Source organism: Flavobacterium tistrianum, assembly GCF_003254545.1.
In the GTDB taxonomy this organism is placed as follows: Bacteria; Bacteroidota; Bacteroidia; order Flavobacteriales; family Flavobacteriaceae; genus Flavobacterium; species Flavobacterium tistrianum.
The window spans coordinates 113,707-137,549 of sequence record NZ_QJRH01000067.1; the positions used below are offsets into that span (position 1 = coordinate 113,707).

A 23,843-nucleotide genomic window follows, 5' to 3' on the forward strand; every position below is an offset into this window, starting at 1 on the left:
AACCTGAAACAATAAAACAAAAATTGTGCTCGTCAAAACAAAAGCCATAGTAATCTCTTCTCTAAAATTTCAAGAAAAAAGCTTGATCGTAAAATGTTTTACACTTTCAAGTGGGCTGAAATCTTATTTTGTGCGTGACGCTTTTTCAAGCCGAAAGGCAAGTCAGAAGATTGCTTATTTTCAGCCTTTTTCGATTCTAGAAATTGAGGCTGTCCATAAAAATAAAGGAACGCTTGAAAATTTTAAAGAAATAAAAACTGCCATTCCTTTTCAGAGTATCCACACTGATATTGTGAAAAGTACAATGGTAATGTTTCTTTCAGAAATGCTTCATTATTCTATTCAAGAAGAAGAAAAAAACGAACAGCTTTTCTTGTTTTTAGAAACGGCGCTAACTTGGCTGGATCATCATAACGAAATTTCTAATTTTCATTTAATACTTCTTTTAGAAATTACGAAGTATCTTGGTTTTTACCCAGACCTTTCAGATATTAGCCTTCCTTTTTTTGAAATGAATGAGGGGATTTTTACTCTTTTTCAGAATGGAAGTGTGCTCTCAGAACATGAAACCAATCTATTTAAAAAACTACTTGAGTTAAAATTTGATAATGATCAAAAGGTTTTTCATGTCTTAGAAAGACAAATTCTGCTGAGAATTCTCATTGATTATTACAGTTTGCATTTGGAGGGATTCAAAAAACCTAAATCTTTAGAGATTTTAAAGGAGGTTTTCTCTTAAATCAATAAAAAAGATATTATTTGTTGCGGAATCTACTCGAAATTTCCTAGATCTGGTCTTTTTTACCTTATCTTTTATCTATTTTCCTTAAAATTCCTTACTTTCGCACCTCGTTTAAGAAAATGATAAAATGAGTACAAAATTTACTGAATACAAAGGACTTGACTTACCAACTGTAGCGTCTGAAGTTCTTGATTTTTGGAAGAAAGAAAATATATTTGAAAAGAGTGTAACAACTCGCGAAGGTGCTGAGCCTTTCGTATTTTTTGAAGGTCCGCCTTCGGCAAACGGATTACCTGGGATTCACCACGTAATGGCACGTGCGATTAAAGATATTTTTTGCAGATATAAAACTCAAAAAGGTTTTCAAGTAAAAAGAAAAGCCGGATGGGATACTCACGGTTTGCCTGTTGAATTGGGTACCGAAAAAGAATTAGGAATTACAAAAGAAGATATTGGTAAAACAATTTCTATCGAAGAATATAACGAAGCGTGTAAAAAAACCGTTATGCGTTATACCGACGTATGGAATGATTTGACCGAAAAAATGGGATATTGGGTTGATATGGATGATCCGTATGTAACTTACAAACCAAAATATATGGAATCTGTTTGGTGGCTTTTGAAACAAATCTATGATAAAGGTTTGTTGTACAAAGGTTATACGATTCAACCGTATTCTCCAAAAGCGGGAACTGGATTGTCTTCTCACGAGGTAAATCAGCCTGGAGCTTATCGTGATGTTACTGATACTACAATCGTAGCGCAATTCAAAACTTTACCAGAAACACTTCCGAGCTTTTTACAAGGTTTTGGAGATATTCACATTTTAGCTTGGACGACAACTCCTTGGACACTTCCATCAAATACAGCTTTGACAGTTGGTCCAAAAATCGATTATGTTTTAGTTAAAACTTTCAATCAATATACTTTTGAGCCAATCAATGTGATTTTGGCTAAAAATTTAGTTGGAAAACAATTCGGAAAAGGATATTTTGTAAGCGAAGACGATGCTGATTTTGACAATGTAAAAAATGGCGACAAAAAATTGCCATACAAAATCTTAACCGAAGCGAAAGGAGCAGATTTAGTAGAAATCCGTTACGAGCAATTATTGCCTTACGTATTGCCATATCAAAATGCTGAAAATGCATTTAGAGTAATTTCTGGTGATTTCGTTACAACAGAAGATGGAACAGGAATCGTGCACACGGCTCCAACTTTTGGTGCAGATGATGCTAAAGTGGCAAAAGAAGCAAAACCAGAAGTGCCTCCAATGTTAGTTTTGGATGAAAACGGAACTGCAGTTCCTTTGGTTGACTTACAAGGAAAATTCACTTCTCATGTAGGTGATTTGGCTGGTAAATACGTTAAAAACGAATATTACGATGCAGGACAAGCTCCAGAGAAATCTGTAGATGTTGAAATCGCTATTCGTCTTAAAGAAGAAAACAAAGCTTTTAAAGTTGAAAAATACGTGCACAGTTATCCACACAGCTGGAGAACAGATGAGCCGTTATTATACTATCCATTAGATTCGTGGTTTATTAAAGTAACCGACGTAAAAGATAGAATGTTCGACCTGAACGAAACTATCAATTGGAAACCTAAATCTACTGGTGAAGGACGTTTTGGAAACTGGCTTAAAAATGCCAACGACTGGAATTTATCTCGTTCTAGATATTGGGGTATTCCTTTACCAATCTGGAGAACAGAAGATAAAACAGAAGAAGTTATTATCGGTTCTGTTGAAGAATTGTACAATGCAATCGAAAAATCGATCGAAGCAGGTTTCCAAAAAGAAAATCCATTTAAAGGATTTGAAATCGGAAATATGTCTGAATCAAATTATGATTTAATCGATTTGCACAAAAATGTTGTTGATGCCATTACTTTGGTTTCTGCTTCTGGAAAACCTATGAAGCGCGAAAGTGATCTAATCGACGTTTGGTTCGATTCTGGAGCAATGCCTTATGCACAATGGCACTATCCTTTTGAGAACAAAGATAAAATTGATGGAAATAAAGATTTTCCAGCGAATTTCATTGCTGAAGGAGTAGATCAAACTCGTGGATGGTTTTATACCTTACACGCTATCGGAACTTTGGTTTTTGATAAAATAGCCTACAAAAACGTAGTTTCAAACGGTCTTGTTTTGGATAAAAATGGAATTAAAATGTCTAAGAGTAAAGGAAATACTATAGACCCATTTAAAACCATTGCAGAAAACGGTCCAGATGCTACGCGCTGGTATATGATTATGAATGCAAATCCGTGGGACAACTTGAAATTTGATCTTGAAGGAATTGCTGAGGTTAAACGTAAATTCTTCGGGACTTTATACAACACTTATTCTTTCTTCTCGTTATATGCTAACATCGACGGATTTAAATATGCAGAAGCTGAAATTCCGTTAAACGAAAGACCGGAAATCGACCAGTGGATTATTTCTGAATTACATTCGTTAATCAAATTTGTTGATGAATGTTATGAAGATTACGAGCCAACAAAAGCGACAAGAGCGATTTCTGACTTCGTTCAGGAGAACTTAAGTAACTGGTACGTTCGTTTATGCCGTCGTCGTTTCTGGAAAGGAGAATATGCAAAAGACAAAATTGCAGCTTACCAAACGCTTTATACTTGTTTGCTTACAATCAGTAAACTAAGCGCTCCAGTAGCTCCGTTTTTTATGGATAAATTGTACAGAGATTTAACGTCATCTACGGGAACAGAGGATTTTGCTAGTGTTCACTTGGCTGAATTCCCAAAATTTGTCGAAAACTTTGTTAATAAAACGTTGGAAAGCAAAATGCAGAAGGCGCAAACCATTTCATCTTTGGTGTTATCACTGCGTAAAAAAGAGATGATTAAAGTTCGTCAACCTCTGCAAAAGGTAATGATTCCAGTACTTGACGAGAATCAGCGTGCTGAAATTGAAGCTATTTCTGACCTTGTAAAAGCTGAGGTAAATGTTAAAGAAATCGAACTTTTAGACGATGCTTCTGGTATTTTAGTGAAACAGATTAAGCCTAATTTTAAAGCTCTTGGACCACGTTTTGGAAAAGATATGGGCTTGATTTCTAAGGAGATACAAGGTTTTTCAGCAGATCAGATTAATCAGCTGGACAAGCAAGGAACGCTAGATATTGTTATTGCAGGAAATAGTGTAACTTTATCATTAGAAGATGTAGAAATTACATCACAAGATATCGAAGGATGGTTGGTTGCTAATTCAAACGGAATAACAGTTGCGCTTGATATTACTCTTACCGAAGAATTAAAAAATGAAGGTATCGCTAGAGAATTAGTTAATAGAATACAAAACATCCGTAAAGATTCAGGTTTTGAGGTTACGGATAAGATTAAAGTTCAAATAAAAAGAGACGGTATTTTAGAAGATGCAGTTTCAAAAAATGAAGACTATATTAAGTCTGAAACATTAACAGACGAACTGGTTTTTGCTGACACGTTAGAAAACGGCACAGAAATTGAGTTTGATGACATTAGAACCATTATATTAATTTCAAAATAGTAGAAAATGATAGATGAAATTATTAGATACTCAGATGCAGATTTAGCAGAGTTCAAAGAAATAATCCAAGCAAAAATTAAAAAAGCACAAGAAGATCTTGATTTGATCAAAAGTGCCTATATGAACGATTTGAATAACGGAACTGACGATACTTCTCCAACTTTTAAAGCTTTTGAAGAAGGAAGTGAGACCATGTCAAAAGAGGCGAACTCTCAGTTGGCTATCAGACAAGAGAAATTCATTCGTGACTTAAAAAATGCTTTATTCCGTGTAGAAAACAAAACATACGGTATCTGCAAAGTAACAGGTAAATTAATTAGCAAAGAAAGGCTTAAAATCGTTCCTCATGCAACAATGAGTATCGAAGCTAAAAACTTGCAGAGATAATTTATAAATATCTTCAAAATAGAAAAAAAAAGCTCCTTTTTTAGGAGCTTTTTTTTGTTTAATGTTTGGTAAGGTTATTTTTTTCTGGTGAAATTGTGTATTGAAAGAAATTATTTATAATTAGTCAAAATAGACTAATTTTCGAGATGAGTTTTTTTGTAAGAATTAAATAGGTAAAATTACTTAAGAGTTTTTGAAGCAGATCAAAAAAAAACCGCCTTGGTTAATGGCGGTATTTAAAAGTAAAGTTGTTGCATTATTATGCTAGATTTTTTTCAACGTCTGCTTTATGTTTTCTTAAGATAGCTCTTGTCATGCCTAAATTTGCTTTTGAAGCATCAGCAGCAAGATAGATCATGAATTTTTTGTTTGGAGAAATATCGATAATGTGAATTTGATTCGATAAAGTAATCAAAATATCTTCGATGTCTTGGTTTAAGTTAAGTGCTTTTACAGCGCTCAATTTAGCTTTTACAACTTCTAAGTTGTATGCTGCGGCTAATTCAGGATCAAAACTTGGATCGATAGTTAAATTTCCAAAGCTTAATCCAGATTCAATTTCTGTTACTGCTACAGCGATAAAGCCGTTTACGTTGCTTTTCATTTCGTTTAAAAACACGTTTAAAAAATCATTGCTCATAATTCATTTGGGTTATTTGTTAATAGAATTTTATGTTATTTCAATAGAGAATTTTTGCTTAATTCAACAGAAACTTCTTCTGTAGAGCGCATTAATAATGCTAGATTGCTTCCTTCTTTAGAAAAAGCAACGATAAAGTTAGAGCCGCTTATTTTGTTTCCAACAATAACGCCTTCAGCGCTTTTTAGGTATAATTGTTTTAGAGAGCCTTTTTCCAAATCGATTAAGAATTTTTCGCTCATAGATAGAATAGCAGCACTCATTGCGGCAATACTGTCGCCGTAATCAATATTTAAGGATGTGATCAGTTTTCCTTTTCCGTTTAAAATTAATGCAGCAGTAGATTTGGTGCTAACAAGAAAGTCATTTAGAGTAGTTGTGATTTCATTCATGATTTTGTAGGATTTTGGGAGGAATGTTAAATTCAGTTCATTTGGTATTCGTTTTTTAAAATTAATTGCAAGTTATGCTAAACAAGTGTTAATTTTTATTAACAAATATAAATTAAATTATGTATCATTGTAATACCAAATCAGTAATAATTTAAATTATTTACTACGAAAAACTTACATTATGGCTAAAGTATTGAAATTCAAAGAAGTAAACTCTGATGTAGAGCGCAGAATGAAAGAATTTGAAAAACTGCGCGTTAAATTTAAAGCAGATGTAAAAAAGGGAGAAGCTAAGAAGCTTGCTGCCGGAAAAGAGAGCAAGGGAATCTTTAAATCCATATCAGATTTTTTCTCCGACAGCCCAAAAGCACCAGCAAAAGCTGCTGTGAAAAAGTAAACTTTACTGGGTTTAGATTAGCAGATAAACTTGTTTAGTTTGGTGGAAAAGAATTAACGCTCCTTTAGGAGCGTTTTTTTTGATTTAATTGTTATTTTTGCCCATCAAAAAATCATAAAATGTCATTACGAAAAGCGTATTTCCTTATATTTCTAGTTTTAATTGTTGATCAGCTTTCTAAAATTTATGTCAAAACAAATTTCGTTTTAGGCGAAGAAGTTGTAATTGCTGATTGGTTTAGAATTCATTTTATTGAAAATGAAGGAATGGCTTGGGGAACAAAAATACCAGGAGAGTACGGAAAGCTAATTTTGACAGTTTTCAGAATTTTTGCTGTTGTTGGAATTGGCTGGTGGCTTTCTGATTCGATTAAAAAACGCCATTCCACATATTTAGTAGTTGCCATTGCATTAATCTTTGCAGGTGCAGCAGGAAATATTATCGATTCTGTTTTCTATGGAGTTATTTTTGATGATAGTACTCACAACCTTGCAACAATTTTTTCTCCAGCTCCGTACGGAACTTGGTTTCATGGTTTGGTTGTAGATATGTTCTATTTTCCTATTTGGGAAGGAAATCTTCCAGAATGGCTTCCAATATTCGGCGGAAAACATTTTGCTTTCTTCAATGCTATTTTTAATGTAGCAGATATAGCAATTTCTACAGGTGTAGGAATACTTTTGGTTTTCAATAGAAGAGCTTTTCCTAAACACGAATAAAATTCCAAAATTTTCAAAATTCCAAATTCCAATATTTGAGACATTCGCAAGAAACAGATATTGGAATTTGGAATTTTTCATTATTGGCATTTAATATTATTGTATTATTTTTACAATACTAAAACCAAACTTATGCAAAGTCCGTCTTTTTCCATTTATGATGCTTCTGCAGGATCAGGAAAGACGTATACATTGGTAAAAGAATATTTAAAGATTATTCTTTCTTCTCCAAAAAACGATGCATATCGAAATATCTTAGCAATTACTTTTACCAACAAAGCGGTTCATGAAATGAAAAGCCGTATCGTTGGGAATCTATCTGAATTCGCAAAAGACGATCCGTCTCCAAAGGCGGCCGATTTAATGGAAGATTTGTCGCGTGATACTGGTCTTTCAATCATTAAAATTAAAACCAAATCGCAGCAAATCATTAAGCACTTGATTCATAATTATGCTGCTTTTGATATTTCTACCATTGATAAATTTACCCATAAAGTTATTCGTGCTTTTGCGCACGATCTTAATCTTCCAATGACTTTTGAGGTTACCTTGGATACCGAAAATTTATTGGTTGAAGCCGTTGATGCCATTATTGCGCAAGCTGGTGAAGATGAAACTTTGACCAAACTGCTCATCGATTTTACAATGGAAAAAACCGATGATGACAAAAGCTGGGATATTTCTCGGGAAATCCTCGATACTGGTAGATTGGTTTTGAATGAGAATAATCGAAATGAAATTCTGCATTTTCAAAACAAAACTATCGGAGAGTTTGTTGAGATTAAAAAGAAGATGCAGGCGCTTTGTAAAGAACTGGAAGAAATCAACGAAGGTCTTGCGGTTAAAGCAATTGAATTAATTGATAAAAACGGAATTGACCCAAAATCATTTTCAAGAGGAACTTTTCCAAACCATTTGCAAAGCATTCGAGACGGAAAATTCAATCCTAAAAATAAGACGTTTCATGAGTTTGATGATATTGCGATTAATAAAACGGCTAAAGACCGAGCTTTAATCGAAAGTATTATCCCAGAATTGATTCAAATACTGAAAGAGGTTTATCAAAATTTCGAAAAAAGAGATTTTTATAGGGCCTTTCTAAAAAATATTACGCCTCTTTCTTTGCTGAATACCGTAAGTAATGAGCTTGCAAAAATTCAGTCTGAACAAAATATCTTATCCATTTCAGAATTCAACGCGATAATTCATCGCGAAATTCAGAATCAGCCAGCACCTTTTATTTATGAACGTTTGGGAGAGCGTTATCGAAATTTCTTTATTGACGAATTTCAAGATACATCAGAAATGCAGTGGCAGAATTTGATTCCGCTGATTGATAATTCGCTTTCTGGTTTAGATGATTTTGGAAATAAAGGGACTCTTATGATTGTTGGAGATCCGAAACAATCTATTTATCGCTGGCGCGGAGGAAAAGCAGAGCAGTTTATTGAGTTGAGTAAAGAAGATGTGGCTTTTTTTCATCACGAAAAGAAAGTCAAACATTTAGATACAAACTATAGAAGTTATAGCGAGGTTATTGAGTTTAACAATGCTTTTTTTAAATTGATTTCTAGCGAATTTTCAAATGAAGATTATAAAAATCTTTATGAGAATCATAGTTTTCAAAACAGCAATTCGAAAAAAGGCGGTTATGTAGACATTTCGTTTCTTCCGATTATTGATAAAAATGATTTTGCGGATGAAGAAGATGTTGTGGAGAAATCGGATTTGTATGTTTTAGCAACTTTAAATACAATTCAAGAAGTAGTCAAGCAAGGTTTTGAATATAAAGACATAGTTATTCTAACCAGAAAAAGAGATCAGGGAATTGCAATTGCGAATTATTTGACAGAACAGGGAATTCCGCTGCTGTCTTCAGAAACTCTAATGATTCAAAATGCATCAGAAGTTCGTCTGATTATTCATCTTCTTCGATATTTAAATAATAGCTCAGATCTAGAATCAAAAGCCAATTTTTTGCATTTTCTCTCTTCGACAAAAGATTTATCGATGCCTGTTCACGATTTCATCGCAAAGGGGATGAGTTACAGATTTGAAAAAGAATTTGAAGAATGGCTTTTAACTTTTGATGTTTCTTTTTCTTTTGAAGACGTTAGAAAAAAATCTTTGTACGAAGCGGTTGAAATTATTATTTCTAAATTCATTCTTCCGTCAGAAGGAAATGCCTATGTCCAGTTTTTCTTGGATATTGTTTTGGAAAGAGATATTAGAAACCAGGCCGGAGTTGCAGATTTTTTAGTTTTCTGGGATAAAAATGCAGAAAAATTTAGTATTCCGTCTCCTGAAGGAAATAACGCTGTGCGAATTATGACAATTCATAAATCAAAAGGCTTGGAATTTCCAGTTGTAATTATGCCTTTTGCAGATGAAGATTATAATCGAAAACCAAAAGATAAATTATGGCTTGATACTGAAGAAATAGATTTAGGAGTTCCAAAAGCCTTAGTGGATAATAGCAGTGCGGTTGAAAGTTTTGGAGAAAGCGCATCAGCAGTTTTTAATTTAAAAAAGCAAGAAGAACTTTTAGATAATATAAATGTACTCTATGTTGCGCTAACTCGCGCGGAAGAGCAATTGTATGTGATTTCGCAATCGCTAAAGGCTAAAAGCGATGGCGAATATCCGAATAATATGGCTTCTTTTTTCATTAAATTTTTGATTCATGAAGGAATTTATGATGAGGAAAAATTGAATTACGAATTTGGAAGTAAAACTAGATTATCAAAAGCTTCTAAAACTACTGATATGGTTAAATCCATTCCGATTGTGAGAGATGTTTTGAATCCAAAAAATATTAAAATTGCCCAACGAGAAGCCTTAATGTGGGGAACTCATCAGCAGGAAGCGATTTCGTATGGAAACATTGTGCATGAGATTTTGGCTTTCGTTAAAGATAAATCAGATGTTGATTTAGCGGTTACAAAATCGCTTGAAAATGGTTTGATAACTTTTGATCAGGTGGATAAGGTGTTGAAGACCTTGAAAGAAATTGTAAATCATCCAGAGCTTAATATGTGTTTTGATGGAAATCACACTATATTAAATGAACAGACTATTGTTCAAAAAGAGGGCAGGATTTTAAAACCTGATCGAATTGTGTTTTTAGAAAATAAAGAAGCTTATTTGTTAGATTATAAAACAGGGGTGTCTAATACTAAATATCAGCAACAAATTAAGGAATATCAAGACGCAATTGAAGATTTAGGGTATACGGTGTTAAAAAAATCCCTTGTGTATATAGGAGAGGAGATTGAAGTAGTAAATTTGTGAAAAAATTAATCAGATGTTAAAGAAAAAACGAAGCTTAATTTTGGTTAAGTTGTTAATTTTTAACATTTTAAATAAATAAAAAATGTACGGTAAAATAAAAGAGCATCTGCAGAAAGAATTGCAGACGATTGAAGAAAATGGAATTTTCAAAAAAGAGAGAATTATTACTTCTCCACAAGGTGCTGAAATCACAATTTCAACTGGAGAAACAGTATTGAACTTTTGTGCTAATAATTATCTAGGACTTTCTTCGCATCCAGAAGTAGTGCAAGCGGCAAAAGATGCAATGGATACACATGGTTTTGGAATGTCATCTGTGCGTTTCATTTGCGGAACGCAGGACATTCATAAAACATTAGAAAAAAAGATTGCTGATTTTTACGGTACAGAAGATACTATTTTATACGCAGCGGCTTTTGATGCAAACGGTGGAGTTTTTGAACCTTTATTAGGAGAAAACGATGCAATTATTTCGGATAGTTTGAATCATGCTTCTATTATTGATGGAGTTCGTTTGTGTAAAGCGGCTCGTTATCGTTATGAAAATAATAATATGGAAGATTTAGAGCAGCAGTTGATAAAAGCGAACGAAGCTGGAGCTCGTTTTAAATTGATTGTTACCGATGGAGTTTTCTCTATGGATGGTTTAGTGGCGCCGTTGGATAAAATTTGTGACTTGGCAGATAAATACGATGCAATGGTAATGGTTGATGAATGTCATGCCGCAGGTTTTATTGGAGCGACAGGAAAAGGAACTCTTGAAGCAAAAGGAGTAATGGGAAGAGTGGATATTATCACTGGAACTCTTGGTAAAGCTTTAGGTGGCGCTATGGGAGGTTACACTACTGCCAAAAAAGAAATTATAGAATTGTTGCGTCAGAGATCTAGACCATATTTGTTTTCAAATTCATTGGCTCCTGCAATTGTTGGTGCTTCGATAAAAGTATTTGAATTATTAGAAAAAGATACAACCCTTCGTGATAAACTAGAATGGAATACCAATTACTTTAAAGAAGGTATGAAAAAAGCAGGTTTTGATATTATTGATGGAGATTCTGCAATTGTGCCAGTTATGCTGTACGATGCAAAATTATCTCAGACAATGGCAAACGAACTTTTGAAACAAGGGATATATGTTATTGGTTTTTTCTTTCCAGTAGTTCCGAAAGAGAAAGCTAGAATACGTGTACAGTTATCTGCAGCACATGAAAAAGAACACTTGGATAAAGCAATAAATGCCTTTACAGTTGTCGGTAAAATGTTAAAAGTTATATAATTACCACTTCGATTAAATTTTTGTAGGTTTTTTTTAACATTTCATTTTGTATTTAAAAAATTTGGTGTTACTTTTGCTTGTAATTAACTAAATTGTAATTAAAAAAATTAAGTATGAAACATCTTAACAAACTTTTAGTTGCTGTATTGATGGCGATGGGTTTAAGTTCTCACGCGCAAGACAGTAACAATCCATGGGCGATCTCTTTCGGGGTTAATGCTGTGGATACTAGAACAAGTTCAGGTGCTGGTCATGGTTTCTTTGACCAACACTTTTCTCAGCCATTCGCTGTAAAAGACAACTGGAATATTTTACCTTCTCTATCTTACATTGGTGTAAATAGATATGTTGGAAGCGGTTTCTCAGTTGGTTTACAAGGATCTGTAAACAAAATTGATAAATATGTTACTTTTGATCCAAAGGCTCCAGGGCATGATGGAAGAGGTAATGTAGTAACTAATCCTGGTGATTTAATGTACTACGGAATTGACGCTACTATTAAATACAGTTTCCAAGAATTAATCAAATCTAAAGTGGTTGATCCTTCGTTATCTGTTGGTGGTGGTTATACTTTCTTTGGAGATAGCAGCTACGGAACTGTTAACCCAGGTGCTGGTGTTACTTTCTGGTTTACAGATGCTATTGGTCTTGAGCTTGCTACAAGATACAAATGGGCTGTTAGTGGTGATAGACAAGATGCTAATGGTACTCCAGATGCACCATCTCACTTCCAACACACAGCTGGTTTAGTTTTCAAATTCGGAGGTAAAGATACTGACGGAGACGGAATCTATGACAAAGACGATGCTTGTCCAGATGTTGCAGGTTTAAAACAATTCAACGGATGTCCTGATACTGACGGTGACGGAATCGTTGATGCTTCTGACGCTTGTCCAGATGTATTTGGTTTAGCTGCATTAAACGGATGTCCTGATACTGACGGTGACGGAATCGCTGATAAAGATGATGCTTGTCCAGATGTTGCTGGTTTAGCTGCTTTAAAAGGTTGTCCTGATACTGATGGTGACGGAATCGCTGATAAAGACGATAAATGTCCTACAGTTGCTGGTCCAAAAGAAAACGGTGGTTGCCCATTCTTAGATGCTGATAAAGATGGTGTTGCTGACAAAGATGACGACTGTCCTACAGTTGCAGGTCCTGCTAGTAACAGAGGATGTCCAGAAGTAACTTCTGAGGCGTTAGAAGATCTTAAAGTTCAAGCTAGAGCGGTATACTTCAACTCAGGAAAAGCTACTTTCAAAACTGGTGATAAAGAAACTCCAGCTAGATTAGATGCTATTAAAGAAATCCTTAAAAACTATCCAAACGCGAAATTCTCTATCGAAGGACACACAGATAGTACAGGTTCTGCTAAAATCAACCAAAAACTTTCTGAGGACAGAGCTAAAGCTGTAATGGACGCTTTAATCCAAAGAGGTGTTAATCCAGAAAACTTAGAGTCTAAAGGATTTGGTTCTAGCCAACCAGTTGCAAGTAACAAAACTGCTGCAGGTAAAGCACAAAACAGAAGAACTGAAATTAGACACATTGGTTCTAAATACCAAGGAAAACTATAATTTTAGTTTCTAAATAAAAAGGAAAAGCCATTCTTAATTGAATGGCTTTTTTTATTTTTATACTATGATAAATGATTCTTTTCTTCAAAAAATTGCCTCTGTTGTAATTCAGGATTATGCAGGGAAACTTTCTGAAATAACTATAATTCTTCCTAACAAAAGGGCAAAGGTTTTCTTGATTGAAGCGCTTAAAAATGCGACTTCAAAAACTATAATTGCACCACAGATTACAAGCATTGAAGATTTTGTTCAAGATGTGGCGTCAATACGTACTATAGATTCGATCGAACTTTTGTTTGAATTCTATGAGGTATATTTATCTATTACAGAAAAAAATAATCAACAGTCGTTTGAGTTATTTGCAAATTGGGCAAAAACTCTTATTCAAGACTTTAATGAAATTGACAGATATCTATTAGATCCTTCACATGTTCTGTCTTATTTAAAAGATATTGAAGACATAAAGAGATGGGGACTTGAAGTTGATCAGAAAACGAAACTTTTAGAGAATTATATAGATTTCTGGAAATTACTTCCTGTATATTACGAATCGTTATATAATCATTTGCTGTTTAAATCAATTGGATACCAAGGTTTGATTTATAGAGAAGCAGTAAACAATCTGAATCATTTTTCGAATACTATTGTTGGTCGTACTTTTATTTTTGCTGGATTCAACGCTTTGAATGCTGCCGAAGAAAAAATTGTGCAACATTTATTGGCGTTAGATCAAGCAAAAATTTATTGGGATGCCGATCAAGCCTTTCTAAATGATCCTTATCATGATGCTGGGCTTTTTTTAAGGCGATTTAAAGAAAGTTGGAAACATTATAAGGCGAATGTTTTTGAATGGATCGTAGATGATTTTTCGCAACCAAAAAACATTCAGGTAATTGGAACTCCTAAGACAATCGGGCAAGCCAAATTAGCTGGAAGTATTATTGAGGATTTAACTGATCAAAATCCTGATGCTTCGTTGGATAAAGTTGCGGTTGTGCTTGGTGAAGAAAACCTACTTGTTCCAGTTTTATATTCTCTTCCTGCATCTGTTGGAGCATTGAATATTACAATGGGATATTCAGGAAAGAATAATCCGTCTCAGATTTTTGTCGCTAAACTGTTTAAAATGCATACCAATGCGCTTTCTCGAAAGGGCGGCAATTATGTGTTTTATTATAAAGATGTACTTGATATTTTAACACATCCTTTGGTTGAGCCGTATGCTAATGCCCAAAGGCTGGTAAGGATTATCAAAGAAAATAATTATACTTTCATTACGCATCACAAAATTTTCGAGCTTCATCCTGAGCCTTCGAGTTTTTTTAATTTATTATTTGAAAAATGGGAGAATGGATCAATTGCGGTTCTAAAGAATATTTCTGCTTTATTAATTACGATTAAAGACCATTTTAGTAATGATAATGAGGAAGAAAAAATTGCAAAAGCATTTGTGTATGGAGTTTTTAAAGTAATTAATAAGCTTATCAATTATTACTCGAAACATCATCATATTGACAATATTGATACACTTCATTCGATTTATAAGCAAATTATAGATTTGGCTGAAGTATCTTTTGAAGGTGAGCCATTACGTGGTCTTCAGATTATGGGGGTTTTAGAAAGCCGTGTTTTAGATTTTGAAACCGTGATTATAACGTCTATGAATGAAGGAAAATTTCCTGCTGGGAAATCTCAGAATTCATTTATTCCATATGATGTCAAGAGAGAATTAGGTCTTCCGACATTTAAAGAAAAAGATGCGATTTATACCTATCACTTTTATCATTTGCTTCAGAGAGCTAAAAATATTTATTTGATTTATAATACAGAAAACGATGGATTGGACGCTGGTGAAAGAAGTCGTTTTATCACGCAATTAGAAGTTGAAAAAAAATCAAAGCATAATATAACTTTTGACATTTATAATCCAGAGTTGCCGAATACTGCTTATGAACCAATTTCTGTTTCTAAATCTGACTTGGTAATGGAAAGATTGAAGGAAATAGCTGTTAATGGTTTTTCGCCGTCTGCATTGACTAGTTATATCCGAAATCCGATTGAGTTTTATTTTCAAAAGATATTGCGAATTCGTGAAGTAGAAGAGGTTGAAGAAAACATCGCTTTGAATACTTTGGGAACTATTATTCACGAGACATTAAAAGCGCTTTATGAACCTTTCATTGGAAAGTTTATTTCTGAGACCAATCTTTTAAATTGTTTCAAATTACTGGATAATGAAGTTCTCAAGCAGTTTAAATTGGTTTATAAAGAAGGGGAAATCAAAAAAGGGCGAAACCTTCTGGCTTTTGAAGTAGCGAAACGAAACGTTGCGAATTTTTTACGAATGGAATTAGATTCAGTAAAAAATAATGAAGCAATTCAGATTATTGCTTTAGAGCAGACTTTTCAGCGTGAGTTTGTTCATCCGAAATTGCCATTTCCTGTTTTAATAAAAGGAAATGTCGATCGTATAGAACGTAGAGATGGTAAGATTAGAATTATTGATTATAAGACAGGAAAAGTAGAGAAATCTAATGTTATACTGAAAACTTGGAACGGATTAACGCAGGAGCTTAAAAATGATAAAATTATTCAGGTTTTGGCATATGCTTACATGTTTGAGAAAGAGGCGGGAGGTCTTCCTATAGAAGTTGGAATTATTTCATTCAAAAACCTAAAATCCGGATTTTTGCCTTTTGGTTTTAAAGAAGAGAAAGATTTAGATATTATAGTGACGCCTCAAATATTGAATTCTTATTTAGAAGAAATTGCCAATTTGTTGAGTGAAATTTTTGATGTTAATATTCCTTTTGAGGAAAAAATCTAGAATTTTATCAGAAAATTTCTAAATATATTTGAATTTTATAAGACGACTTTGATTGTGAATTTGACGATCTCTGTTATTGCATTTCTTTTTGGAGGAGTTGGTTATTTTTTGCTAATGATAGTCACAGTAGGTTTCGCCGCAAGTATAGGTTTTAAAGAAATATATCGCCAAAATGAATATTTATTTTTCAGAAACAATGGTTTTTCGAAAAGAAGCCTTTTGTTTTGCAGTTTCTTGTTGAATTTTGCTTTTGTGCTTTTGTTTGCGATTGTACTAATTTCAATTCAGAAAATATCTTGAAAAAGCATGTTCTCGAAATAAGCGGTGTCCAAAAAAGTTTTAATAATAAATTATTGCTTTCAGATATTTATTTAAAATTAGAAACGGGACAAATAATTGGTTTGTTTGGTAGAAATGGTTCTGGAAAATCTACTTTATTCAAAATCATATTCGGAATAATACCAGATTTTGATAAAAGTCTCTTTATCGATGGGAGTTCTAAAAGAAATTCGTCTTTATTGTTGAATGAAATTGGTTATCTGTGTCAAAACCAGTTTGTTCCAAATCATTTTTCGGTTTTTCAAGCTATTCGACTATCAATCGATAAACAAAAAATCAGCATTTTTTGCGATGATGATTTTTTAAAACCTCTTTTAAATCAAAAAATTAGAAATTTATCTTTTGGAGAATTGAGATATCTTCAGGTTAAATTGATTCTTTTTAACGACTCAAAATTCGTATTGCTGGACGAGCCATTTAGTGGTTTGTCTCCAAAAATGATTGAAATTATAGCTCAGTTAATTAAAGAAAATTCTCAAGAAAAAGGAATTGTTCTCACCGATCATAATTATAGAAAAGTAATCGAAATTTCGACAGATTTAAATCTGTTGAAAGGTGGTAAGTTGCATAAAATCAGTACGAAAGCCGAACTTGTTAATGAAGGTTATCTTGTAAGTTCGGATAATTTTTAAGCACTTTTAGCTAAATATTTTTTTGAAAAAACCTTTTTTGGATTTTTCTCCAGAAGCTGTAGTATTAATGTGTCCGTTTTCAATACGAAATCTTCTAAACCTTTCTAGTTTTACATTTAAGTCAAAGCGTAATTCGTCAACAGTTTTCATTTTTATAAAATTTTTTGCAAATCTATAGAAAAACTTTTGCGAAATGCAACAATCTAAAAATGTTGATTTTATGAATTAATTTTATCAAGTAAAATGTTACGTTTTTAATGTTATTTGTTTTTTATGTTAATTTTTATTGCATTTTTTTTGCAAAAAAACAGGAATAATTAGATGATAAATAAAAGTGATTTAGGGCGTTATGTTAAGGCCTTTTTTTAACAAGTGTTTATCGCACAATTACCAATATTAAAATATCTTTGACGCTCCAAAAACATGACAATTAAACATGACTGATTTACAAACACTAGTAGAAGAGACTGGCGCAGAATCTGGGTTAAGTTTTAATATTGATGGAATTTTAAACGAGTCTGTTAATTTAGAATACGACGGTAACGTTGCAGCAATGATCGGAATGATTTTAAAGATGTGTCTTGAAATGTCGGAAGATGTTAATAATGGAGATCTTAAACAAGTTATGATTAAAAATGAGGATGGAATCGTTGTGGCAAACAAAAGTCATGATGATAAATGCATTGCATTGCTTTCTAAAGATTTGAGTAAAATGGGACTATTATTAAGAAGAATGGATTCTGTTTTTAGAAACTAGATTTAAAAACCAACTTTCACTAAAAAAAGATATTACATAAAAGTTATAACGATATTTTGCCCCCAAAAATGAGAAAAAGGCTGTTTCAACCCTAGGTTAGAAATGGCCTTTTTCGATTTAATATTTCGTTTTTTTATTCAAAGAAATGCTGTAAAGCTGTTTTTAATTCTTCTTTGTTCTCTATCTGACTCATGTGTCCGTCTTCAAATGCAATTAATTCTACAGTTGTGTCTTCAATTTGCGAAAGGCTTTCTTCGTAGTTTAAGACAGGGTCTTTTTTACCTAGAATCAATAAAACAGGAAAACGGTTTTCTTTTAAAAGCCACTCTCTGTCTTTCCTGATTTTCATTCCTTCTTGAGAAGCGATAATTCCTTGCAAAGGTGTTTTTAAAGCTTCTATTTTTACTTTTTCAATTTCTTCTGCCAAACGCGTTCTATTATTTTCGCTGAATAAATTTGCAATTGCTAAACTTATAAAGCTTACGTAGTTTTGTTTTACAGCTTTAATTGCACGAGTTCGGTTTAGTTTTTTCTCAGCGCTGTCTTCTTTTGAAGTTGAATTCAATAAAACCAATTTTTGGATTTTCTGTGGATACAATTCGGCGAAAGCCAAACCGACATAACCACCCATTGAATGTCCAACAATTGTAGCTTTTTCAATTTTTAAGCTTTCTAAAACTTCATTTACAGCATTGGCATTATCTTCCATTTCGTGAACATAACCTAATGGCTCAGATTCGCCGTGACCTAATAAATCGATAGTGATGATGCGATATTTTTCTGCGAAAAAATCAACATAGTCCTTCCACATTTTTTTGTTTTCCAAAAAGCCGTGAAGTAAAACAATTGCGTTTCCTTTTCCTGAATCTGTAAAAGAGATATTGGTGTTTTTATATAGAATATTTTTCAAAATGATGTTTTAAAATGTAAAACGCAAAGGTAAGAATTGAAAAACCATATGAGAAATATAAGTTCATTTCAGTCAAAAAATATAAGGCATTGAGTTCAAAAAAACGGCTTCCATTTCTGAAAGCCGTTTTGTATTAAAATCTATTGTCTCCGTCCAAAAGATTTCCTAATCCGCCAAGAAGACTTCCTTCATCGCGACTGTTTCCGCCAGACCTTGGAGCCGAGGCAATAATACGGTCAGCCAATCTAGAGAAAGGCAGTGATTGAATGTAAACTGTTCCTGGGCCTTTTAAAGTAGCATAAAATAAACCTTCGCCACCAAAAATAGAATTCTTGATGCCGCCAATAAATTCAATATCGTAATCTACATCTTTAGTAAAACCAATAATACATCCTGTATCTACTTTTAAGACTTCGCCGTGACCCAATACTTTTTTTGCCATTGTTCCACCAGAATGTACAAACGCCATTCCGTCTCCTTCAATTTTCTGCATGATGAAACCTTCACCGCCAAACAGTCCGCGACCTAATTTCTGAGAAAATTCAATTCCAACAGAAACGCCTTTAGCAGCGCATAAAAATGAACTTTTTTGGCATATGAATTTACCTTGAAACTCAGTTAAATCAATTGGAAGAATTTTTCCAGGATAAGGCGATGCAAATGAAACTTTGCTTTTAGTGTTGCCTTGGTTTAAAAATGCTGTCATAAACAAACTTTCGCCAGTAAGAACTCTTTTTCCGGCATTTAAAAGTTTGCCAAATAAACCAGAACCTTGTTGTTGAGAACCATCGCCAAAAATGGTTTCCATTTGGATATTGTTTTCCATCATCATAAAACTGCCAGCTTCGGCAATTACAATTTCTTGCGGGTCTAGTTCTATCTCTACATATTGCATTTCTTCGCCAAAAATCTGATAATCTATTTCGTGTGCTTGCATAATTTCTTAGTTATTTGTTTTTAAAATTAGACTATTGATACTGCAGAATGTTACATTTTTTATTGTACTTCAGTGGTTTTTAAAAATATAAAACCATTTTGTTATTTTAAATTAGTCTTAATTATGTGTTTAATTCGTTCAAATTATATATTTTTGCATCGTTATAATTTTATCAGAATGGCATTAGTTAGCGATTTGACTACCAAAGTATTATTTGAAACCGAAAAAGGATATAGTTACCAATGTGATTTGACCAATAGTATAGTTATCAATTTTGTTGATACAGTGTCAAGTTATAAAATTCAGGATTTTTTGATTTTTCAAAGAAAGGTGAATAGCGTTGACATTCTTAATATGCTTTACGACTTGTCTGATCAGTCAGATGCTCAGCTGATTGAAACTACCAAAAGAAACTTTTCTAGAAATCTTACTATCTGCGAAATAGTGCAACTTAGGGATTTATTAAACGGAACTAAATTTACACTTACTTTACATTCTATGCTTTGTAGTGTAGCAAATGTTGAGCTTATTTAGATTCTTACTTAGATTAAATCCAAATTTTCAGGCAGTTAGAGTTGCCAGCTTTAATTTTTGTAAATTTACACGTATAAAAATTAAAGGTTATGAAAGATTTACTAAGAACACGTACTTCATTAACTGAAGGTGTAGAAAATATATTGAATTTACAGGCAAAATTAGAAAGTGACGCTTCTAACAAATATTTAGCTATGGCAGCATGGTTGGATAGAAATGGTTATGCTAATACAGCATCGTATTTGTACAAGCAAGCAGAAGAAGAAAGAGAGCATTTTCTAAAAATTTTCAAATTCATTACAGATATGGGCGGCATTGCCATTACACCATCTGTTCCAGAAGTACAGCAGGAATTTGCTTCTTTTAGAGAAGTGTTTGAAATTGCTTTGCAAAACGAAATTTCAGTTACACAAGCAATCAATAAAGTAATTGCAAAATGTAGAGCTGAAAACGACTACGCTACAGAAGACTTTATGATGTGGTATGTAGCTGAGCAAAGAGAAGAAGAGAAAAACGCAAGAAGAGCTCTAGAGCTTTTTGACCTAATCAACGGAAACGAAGCTGATGGTAAATTTCAATTGGATTTACAGATTTCGAAAATCGGATAAATAAACGATTTATATAATTAAAAGGCCCTTAATAATTTATTAAGGGCTTTCTTTTTATCTATTCATTCATCAGAGTTTCAATCTCATCAGCTTCAACAGGAATGTTTCTCATTAAGTTGAAAGGTTCTCCTTTTTCTTGAACCACAACGTTATCTTCTAAACGGATTCCGAATTTTTCCGCTGGAATATAAATTCCTGGCTCAACCGTAAAAACCATATTCGCTTTCATTGGTTCGTGAAGCAAACCGTAATCGTGCGTGTCAAGTCCTAAGTGGTGAGAAGTTCCGTGCATGAAATATTTTTTATACGCTGGCCATTCTGGATTTTCGTTCTGAATATCGGCCTTGTCAATTAAACCTAAACCTAATAATTCAGAAGTCATAATTTTACCCACTTCAACATGATACTGTTTCCAAAGTGTTCCTGGCGTAAGCATTTTTGTAGCTTCGTTTTTTACTCTCAAAACAGCATTATAAACCGCTTTTTGGCGATCTGTAAAACGTCCAGAAACTGGAATTGTTCTCGTCATGTCGCTTGAGTAATTAGCATATTCAGCCGCAACGTCAAGCAAAATTAAATCGCCCTCTTTACATTGCTGATTGTTTTCGATATAATGTAAAACATTTGCATTGTTTCCAGAAGCGATAATTGGCGTATAGGCAAAACCTTTAGAACGGTTACGGATGAATTCATGAGCCAATTCAGCTTCGATTTCATATTCTGTAACATTTGGTTTTACGAATCCTAATAATCTACGGAAACCTTTTTCTGTAATATCACAAGCGTGCTGAATCAGATCAATTTCTTCGCTTTCTTTTACAGAACGAAGTCTTTGTAAAATTGGGTTGCTTTTTGCAACATTGTGAGCTGGATAACGCTCTTTCCACCATTTTACAAAACGAGCCTCGCGAGTTTCTGTTTCTACAGTTGCGCGGTAATGTTCATTTGTATTGATGTACATTGTATCGGCATACGTCATCATTTCGTTCAAAATCTTATGAAAATCTTGTAGCCAATAAACCGTTCTAATTCCAGAAACCTGAAAAGCACGTTCTTTAGTTAGTTTTTCGCCTTCCCAAACTGCAATGTGATCGTTGGTTTCTCTCAAGAAAAGTATTTCTCTTTGGTGTTCATAAGGTGCATCTGGAAACAAAAGCAAAACGCTTTCTTCTTGGTCAACACCACTTAGATAAAAAATATCTCTATGTTGTGCAAATGGCAAAGTACTATCGGCACTAACTGGATAAATGTCATTTGAGTTGAATACTGCAACAGAGTTAGGTTTCATTTCAGCCATGAACTTTCTGCGGTTTTTTACAAAAAGAGCGCTGTTTATTTGATGATATTTCATAATTATTTCGTTTTTGAACTTCGAATTTCAAAATTAATGATTTTGCAGTAATGGAGTATAATTGATTTATTAAAGTTTTCTTATTTATTGATTTGTCTCGAAATCACAAATTCAGGGTTTTAAAGAAAGCTTGTTTAGTTTTCATAATTATCAGTCATGATTAAAAAATGATTTTCATGGAATACGGTTTCCCGTAATTAAATTATTTTATAAATAATAATATTTGTAAAAAAATAAACTAACCTTAAAATCCAATGAAAACTAAAATTAATCTATTTGCAATTTTCTTATTTGCATCCCTTTTAATGGCATCTTGTGTAGCTGAAGCAGGTTTAAGTGCCGATAATACAATTCAATCTTTTAGTATAACGAAAGAAAACGTTACCAAAGAGTTTCCAATTGAGGGCAACTCAATAAATGGTATCGTAGAAAGTGCATTTGAACTAGAGGATATAACTTTAGAAATTTCAATTCCTAAAGGAGCACATATAAATCCAGATCCAGCAACAATTAAATCTATTAATGGGCCAGTGACTTTTGAAGTTACAGCAGAAAATGGCGATGTAAAAAGTTATTTGGCCGACATAAGAAGAGAGCCAAGCACTGATAATTTTATCTTAGAAGTGAATGTCAAAACTCCAAATTTGGTATTGAGTGCCGATATCAATAACGAAAGTGGATTAGTAACAAAAAGAATTCCTGAAATTAATGACCTTAAAAATTTAGATGTTGAATTAAAGTTTTCAAAACATGCTACTATAATGCCAGATCCTAAAACAATAAAAGACTATTCTGAGCCAGTAAATTTTACTGTTAAATCAGAATCTGGGACAGAAAAGGTCTACCAAGTAAAATTAGAACATATGAATAATTATATATCCAGATCATGTTCTGATGCAAATGCTACGAAGTGGTTTGGTGGAGATAACAGAACTACTGCTCCAGATATTTTGCCTTACGATAGAAATATAGGAACAGGGCAAACTGTAATAGTTGATAAAAATTTAGTTCCTTCTACTTTTAGAATTCACCTTCAGGAAGGATTTGCATATTATGAAGATAGAGAAAATTATAATAAACCAGTAACGCTGAAATTAATTATTAGAGACGCAAATCTTAATGTTTTAGCTACTACATCTACAGAGGTTTCAGCATCCTTCAGCGGAGGTTTTGTTCCGTTCGATCTGCAAGCGCTAAATCTTTATTTGGAGGCTAATAAAACGTATAGTTTTTATTGGTATCTAGTTGATGGAGAAAAACTAGGAATTATGACAGGCAGTTCAGGTAATACTAAAGCTGGTGAGGGCTTCTGTTTTAACAGCGGTTATTCGGGAGAATCCAGAATTAGTAGAAATAACAGCCTTGAAAATTCAAATGTTTGGTTTAAACATTCATGGCATTTTAATATAGAATTGGAAGGGAAAGAATAAATAGAATCTAAAAAAACCGAAGTTATGTAAGACTTCGGTTTTTCCTTTTATATAAAATATATTCTTATTTCTTATCAAGCAACTTTTCCAAAAGAGCCACTTTCTCTTTTTCAGCTTCAACCAATCTTTCGTAAAGTTTTTCATTCTTTTCAATAACTTCCAAAAGTTTATCAAGCGGATTAAATGTACAATTATTATGATTTATTGATGAAGACCCATTATCATAACTATTTCCCATAATATTAAAAACAGCTTCTTCAGAAAAGTTCCTGATTACATCAGCTGGAACACCTAAAACTTCTGCAATTTTCTTTAGTTTTTCTTCATCAACGTTTTCAGTTCCTTCAATAATAGAGATGGTCTGTTGACTAACACCAAGTGCAATCGCAAGCGCTTCCTGCTTCATATCTCTCAGTTCTCTAATTCGGCTAATGTTTCTGCCGATATGTTTTGGTTTTATTGCTGTGCTCATGATTCAAAGATATTTAAAATTCTTTTACTTTTTGGTTTATGCAGAAAACAAGTTTGCAGTTGCAAGTTCTTTTTTGTGGAGTAAAAATACAATTTT

21 protein-coding genes are annotated in these 23,843 nt (G+C 33.2%); 14 read left to right on the forward strand and 7 right to left on the reverse strand.

Annotated features, from left to right (window positions below; translation table 11 throughout):
* Positions 1-25: 25 nt before the first annotated feature.
* The 3 genes from recO to DMB71_RS09645 all read left to right on the forward strand — a co-directional run bounded on the left by recO (position 26) and on the right by DMB71_RS09645 (position 4,658).
* Positions 26-739 (forward strand): DNA repair protein RecO, encoded by a 714-nt coding sequence (gene recO / locus DMB71_RS09635; RefSeq protein ID WP_111365657.1) that lies wholly within the window; start codon positions 26-28, stop codon positions 737-739.
* Between the two features lie 130 nt (positions 740-869).
* Complete coding sequence (ileS, locus tag DMB71_RS09640) at positions 870-4,271, forward strand: isoleucine--tRNA ligase (RefSeq protein ID WP_111365659.1); 3,402 nt, start codon at positions 870-872, stop codon at positions 4,269-4,271.
* Between the two features lie 6 nt (positions 4,272-4,277).
* Positions 4,278-4,658 carry a TraR/DksA family transcriptional regulator gene (locus tag DMB71_RS09645; RefSeq protein WP_008465297.1) on the forward strand — a complete coding sequence of 127 codons (381 nt, stop codon included), beginning with the start codon at positions 4,278-4,280 and terminating at the stop codon, positions 4,656-4,658.
* A gap of 259 nt (positions 4,659-4,917) precedes the next feature.
* On the opposite strand, the gene DMB71_RS09650 is transcribed toward DMB71_RS09645, so the two are convergent.
* The gene (locus DMB71_RS09650; protein ID WP_111365661.1) at positions 4,918-5,298 is read right to left on the reverse strand and encodes a hypothetical protein; all 381 of its coding nucleotides are present in this window, start codon (positions 5,296-5,298) and stop codon (positions 4,918-4,920) included.
* A gap of 35 nt (positions 5,299-5,333) precedes the next feature.
* Positions 5,334-5,690 (reverse strand): roadblock/LC7 domain-containing protein, encoded by a 357-nt coding sequence (locus tag DMB71_RS09655; protein ID WP_111365663.1) that lies wholly within the window; start codon positions 5,688-5,690, stop codon positions 5,334-5,336.
* A 181-nt stretch (positions 5,691-5,871) separates the two neighbouring features.
* Here DMB71_RS09655 and DMB71_RS09660 point away from each other — a divergent pair, with 181 nt between their 5' ends.
* The 7 genes from DMB71_RS09660 to DMB71_RS09695 all read left to right on the forward strand — a co-directional run bounded on the left by DMB71_RS09660 (position 5,872) and on the right by DMB71_RS09695 (position 16,748).
* Positions 5,872-6,087: a hypothetical protein gene (locus DMB71_RS09660; protein ID WP_111365665.1), complete on the forward strand. Its 216-nt coding sequence runs from the start codon at positions 5,872-5,874 to the stop codon at positions 6,085-6,087.
* A 119-nt stretch (positions 6,088-6,206) separates the two neighbouring features.
* Positions 6,207-6,806: a lipoprotein signal peptidase gene (locus DMB71_RS09665; RefSeq protein WP_111365667.1), complete on the forward strand. Its 600-nt coding sequence runs from the start codon at positions 6,207-6,209 to the stop codon at positions 6,804-6,806.
* 132 nt (positions 6,807-6,938) lie between these two features.
* Positions 6,939-10,097 (forward strand): UvrD-helicase domain-containing protein, encoded by a 3,159-nt coding sequence (locus DMB71_RS09670; protein WP_111365928.1) that lies wholly within the window; start codon positions 6,939-6,941, stop codon positions 10,095-10,097.
* Positions 10,098-10,179: 82 nt separating this feature from the next.
* The gene (gene kbl / locus DMB71_RS09675) at positions 10,180-11,373 is read left to right on the forward strand and encodes a glycine C-acetyltransferase (protein WP_111365669.1); all 1,194 of its coding nucleotides are present in this window, start codon (positions 10,180-10,182) and stop codon (positions 11,371-11,373) included.
* Between the two features lie 113 nt (positions 11,374-11,486).
* Positions 11,487-12,950, forward strand: a complete 1,464-nt coding sequence (locus DMB71_RS09680; protein WP_111365671.1) for an OmpA family protein — start codon at positions 11,487-11,489, stop codon at positions 12,948-12,950.
* 64 nt (positions 12,951-13,014) lie between these two features.
* On the forward strand, positions 13,015-15,777 hold the full coding sequence (locus DMB71_RS09685) for a PD-(D/E)XK nuclease family protein (protein ID WP_111365673.1): 2,763 nt from the start codon (positions 13,015-13,017) through the stop codon (positions 15,775-15,777).
* 296 nt (positions 15,778-16,073) lie between these two features.
* The gene (locus DMB71_RS09695) at positions 16,074-16,748 is read left to right on the forward strand and encodes an ATP-binding cassette domain-containing protein (protein WP_111365677.1); all 675 of its coding nucleotides are present in this window, start codon (positions 16,074-16,076) and stop codon (positions 16,746-16,748) included.
* Positions 16,749-16,754: 6 nt separating this feature from the next.
* Here the strand turns inward: DMB71_RS09695 and DMB71_RS21950 are convergent, their stop codons facing one another.
* Positions 16,755-16,898, reverse strand: coding sequence for a hypothetical protein (locus DMB71_RS21950; RefSeq protein ID WP_162614810.1), 144 nt, complete (start codon positions 16,896-16,898; stop codon positions 16,755-16,757).
* 286 nt (positions 16,899-17,184) lie between these two features.
* On the opposite strand from DMB71_RS21950, the gene DMB71_RS09700 reads away from it, so the two are divergent.
* Positions 17,185-17,505: a roadblock/LC7 domain-containing protein gene (locus DMB71_RS09700; RefSeq protein WP_111365679.1), complete on the forward strand. Its 321-nt coding sequence runs from the start codon at positions 17,185-17,187 to the stop codon at positions 17,503-17,505.
* A 133-nt stretch (positions 17,506-17,638) separates the two neighbouring features.
* Here the strand turns inward: DMB71_RS09700 and DMB71_RS09705 are convergent, their stop codons facing one another.
* Complete coding sequence (locus DMB71_RS09705) at positions 17,639-18,415, reverse strand: alpha/beta fold hydrolase (RefSeq protein ID WP_111365681.1); 777 nt, start codon at positions 18,413-18,415, stop codon at positions 17,639-17,641.
* 133 nt (positions 18,416-18,548) lie between these two features.
* Positions 18,549-19,352, reverse strand: a complete 804-nt coding sequence (locus tag DMB71_RS09710) for a TIGR00266 family protein (RefSeq protein ID WP_111365683.1) — start codon at positions 19,350-19,352, stop codon at positions 18,549-18,551.
* A 177-nt stretch (positions 19,353-19,529) separates the two neighbouring features.
* Between DMB71_RS09710 and DMB71_RS09715 the strand changes: the two genes are divergently transcribed.
* Positions 19,530-19,886: a hypothetical protein gene (locus DMB71_RS09715; RefSeq protein ID WP_111365685.1), complete on the forward strand. Its 357-nt coding sequence runs from the start codon at positions 19,530-19,532 to the stop codon at positions 19,884-19,886.
* An 89-nt stretch (positions 19,887-19,975) separates the two neighbouring features.
* The gene (locus tag DMB71_RS09720) at positions 19,976-20,494 is read left to right on the forward strand and encodes a ferritin (protein ID WP_111365687.1); all 519 of its coding nucleotides are present in this window, start codon (positions 19,976-19,978) and stop codon (positions 20,492-20,494) included.
* Positions 20,495-20,552: 58 nt separating this feature from the next.
* On the opposite strand, the gene DMB71_RS09725 is transcribed toward DMB71_RS09720, so the two are convergent.
* Entirely contained in the window at positions 20,553-21,845 is a 1,293-nt protein-coding gene (locus tag DMB71_RS09725) for an aminopeptidase P family protein (protein WP_111365689.1), read from the reverse strand.
* Positions 21,846-22,099: 254 nt separating this feature from the next.
* Between DMB71_RS09725 and DMB71_RS09730 the strand changes: the two genes are divergently transcribed.
* On the forward strand, positions 22,100-23,275 hold the full coding sequence (locus DMB71_RS09730; RefSeq protein WP_162614811.1) for a DUF5018 domain-containing protein: 1,176 nt from the start codon (positions 22,100-22,102) through the stop codon (positions 23,273-23,275).
* 64 nt (positions 23,276-23,339) lie between these two features.
* Here DMB71_RS09730 and DMB71_RS09735 read toward each other — a convergent pair whose 3' ends face one another.
* Entirely contained in the window at positions 23,340-23,747 is a 408-nt protein-coding gene (locus DMB71_RS09735) for a helix-turn-helix domain-containing protein (protein WP_066033377.1), read from the reverse strand.
* Positions 23,748-23,843 lie beyond the last annotated feature (96 nt).

What these genes read in the sequence shown, in the direction of transcription:
- ileS (WP_111365659.1), top strand. Translation starts at nt 870, where the DNA reads ATGAGTACAAAATTTACTGAATACAAAGGACTTGACTTACCAACTGTA.
- DMB71_RS09645 (WP_008465297.1), top strand. Translation starts at nt 4,278, where the DNA reads ATGATAGATGAAATTATTAGATACTCAGATGCAGATTTAGCAGAGTTC.
- DMB71_RS09650 (WP_111365661.1), bottom strand. Translation starts at nt 5,298, where the DNA reads ATGAGCAATGATTTTTTAAACGTGTTTTTAAACGAAATGAAAAGCAAC.
- DMB71_RS09655 (WP_111365663.1), bottom strand. Translation starts at nt 5,690, where the DNA reads ATGAATGAAATCACAACTACTCTAAATGACTTTCTTGTTAGCACCAAA.
- DMB71_RS09660 (WP_111365665.1), top strand. Translation starts at nt 5,872, where the DNA reads ATGGCTAAAGTATTGAAATTCAAAGAAGTAAACTCTGATGTAGAGCGC.
- DMB71_RS09665 (WP_111365667.1), top strand. Translation starts at nt 6,207, where the DNA reads ATGTCATTACGAAAAGCGTATTTCCTTATATTTCTAGTTTTAATTGTT.
- DMB71_RS09670 (WP_111365928.1), top strand. Translation starts at nt 6,939, where the DNA reads ATGCAAAGTCCGTCTTTTTCCATTTATGATGCTTCTGCAGGATCAGGA.
- kbl (WP_111365669.1), top strand. Translation starts at nt 10,180, where the DNA reads ATGTACGGTAAAATAAAAGAGCATCTGCAGAAAGAATTGCAGACGATT.
- DMB71_RS09680 (WP_111365671.1), top strand. Translation starts at nt 11,487, where the DNA reads ATGAAACATCTTAACAAACTTTTAGTTGCTGTATTGATGGCGATGGGT.
- DMB71_RS09685 (WP_111365673.1), top strand. Translation starts at nt 13,015, where the DNA reads ATGATAAATGATTCTTTTCTTCAAAAAATTGCCTCTGTTGTAATTCAG.
- DMB71_RS21950 (WP_162614810.1), bottom strand. Translation starts at nt 16,898, where the DNA reads ATGAAAACTGTTGACGAATTACGCTTTGACTTAAATGTAAAACTAGAA.
- DMB71_RS09700 (WP_111365679.1), top strand. Translation starts at nt 17,185, where the DNA reads ATGACTGATTTACAAACACTAGTAGAAGAGACTGGCGCAGAATCTGGG.
- DMB71_RS09710 (WP_111365683.1), bottom strand. Translation starts at nt 19,352, where the DNA reads ATGCAAGCACACGAAATAGATTATCAGATTTTTGGCGAAGAAATGCAA.
- DMB71_RS09715 (WP_111365685.1), top strand. Translation starts at nt 19,530, where the DNA reads ATGGCATTAGTTAGCGATTTGACTACCAAAGTATTATTTGAAACCGAA.
- DMB71_RS09720 (WP_111365687.1), top strand. Translation starts at nt 19,976, where the DNA reads ATGAAAGATTTACTAAGAACACGTACTTCATTAACTGAAGGTGTAGAA.
- DMB71_RS09725 (WP_111365689.1), bottom strand. Translation starts at nt 21,845, where the DNA reads ATGAAATATCATCAAATAAACAGCGCTCTTTTTGTAAAAAACCGCAGA.
- DMB71_RS09730 (WP_162614811.1), top strand. Translation starts at nt 22,100, where the DNA reads ATGAAAACTAAAATTAATCTATTTGCAATTTTCTTATTTGCATCCCTT.
- DMB71_RS09735 (WP_066033377.1), bottom strand. Translation starts at nt 23,747, where the DNA reads ATGAGCACAGCAATAAAACCAAAACATATCGGCAGAAACATTAGCCGA.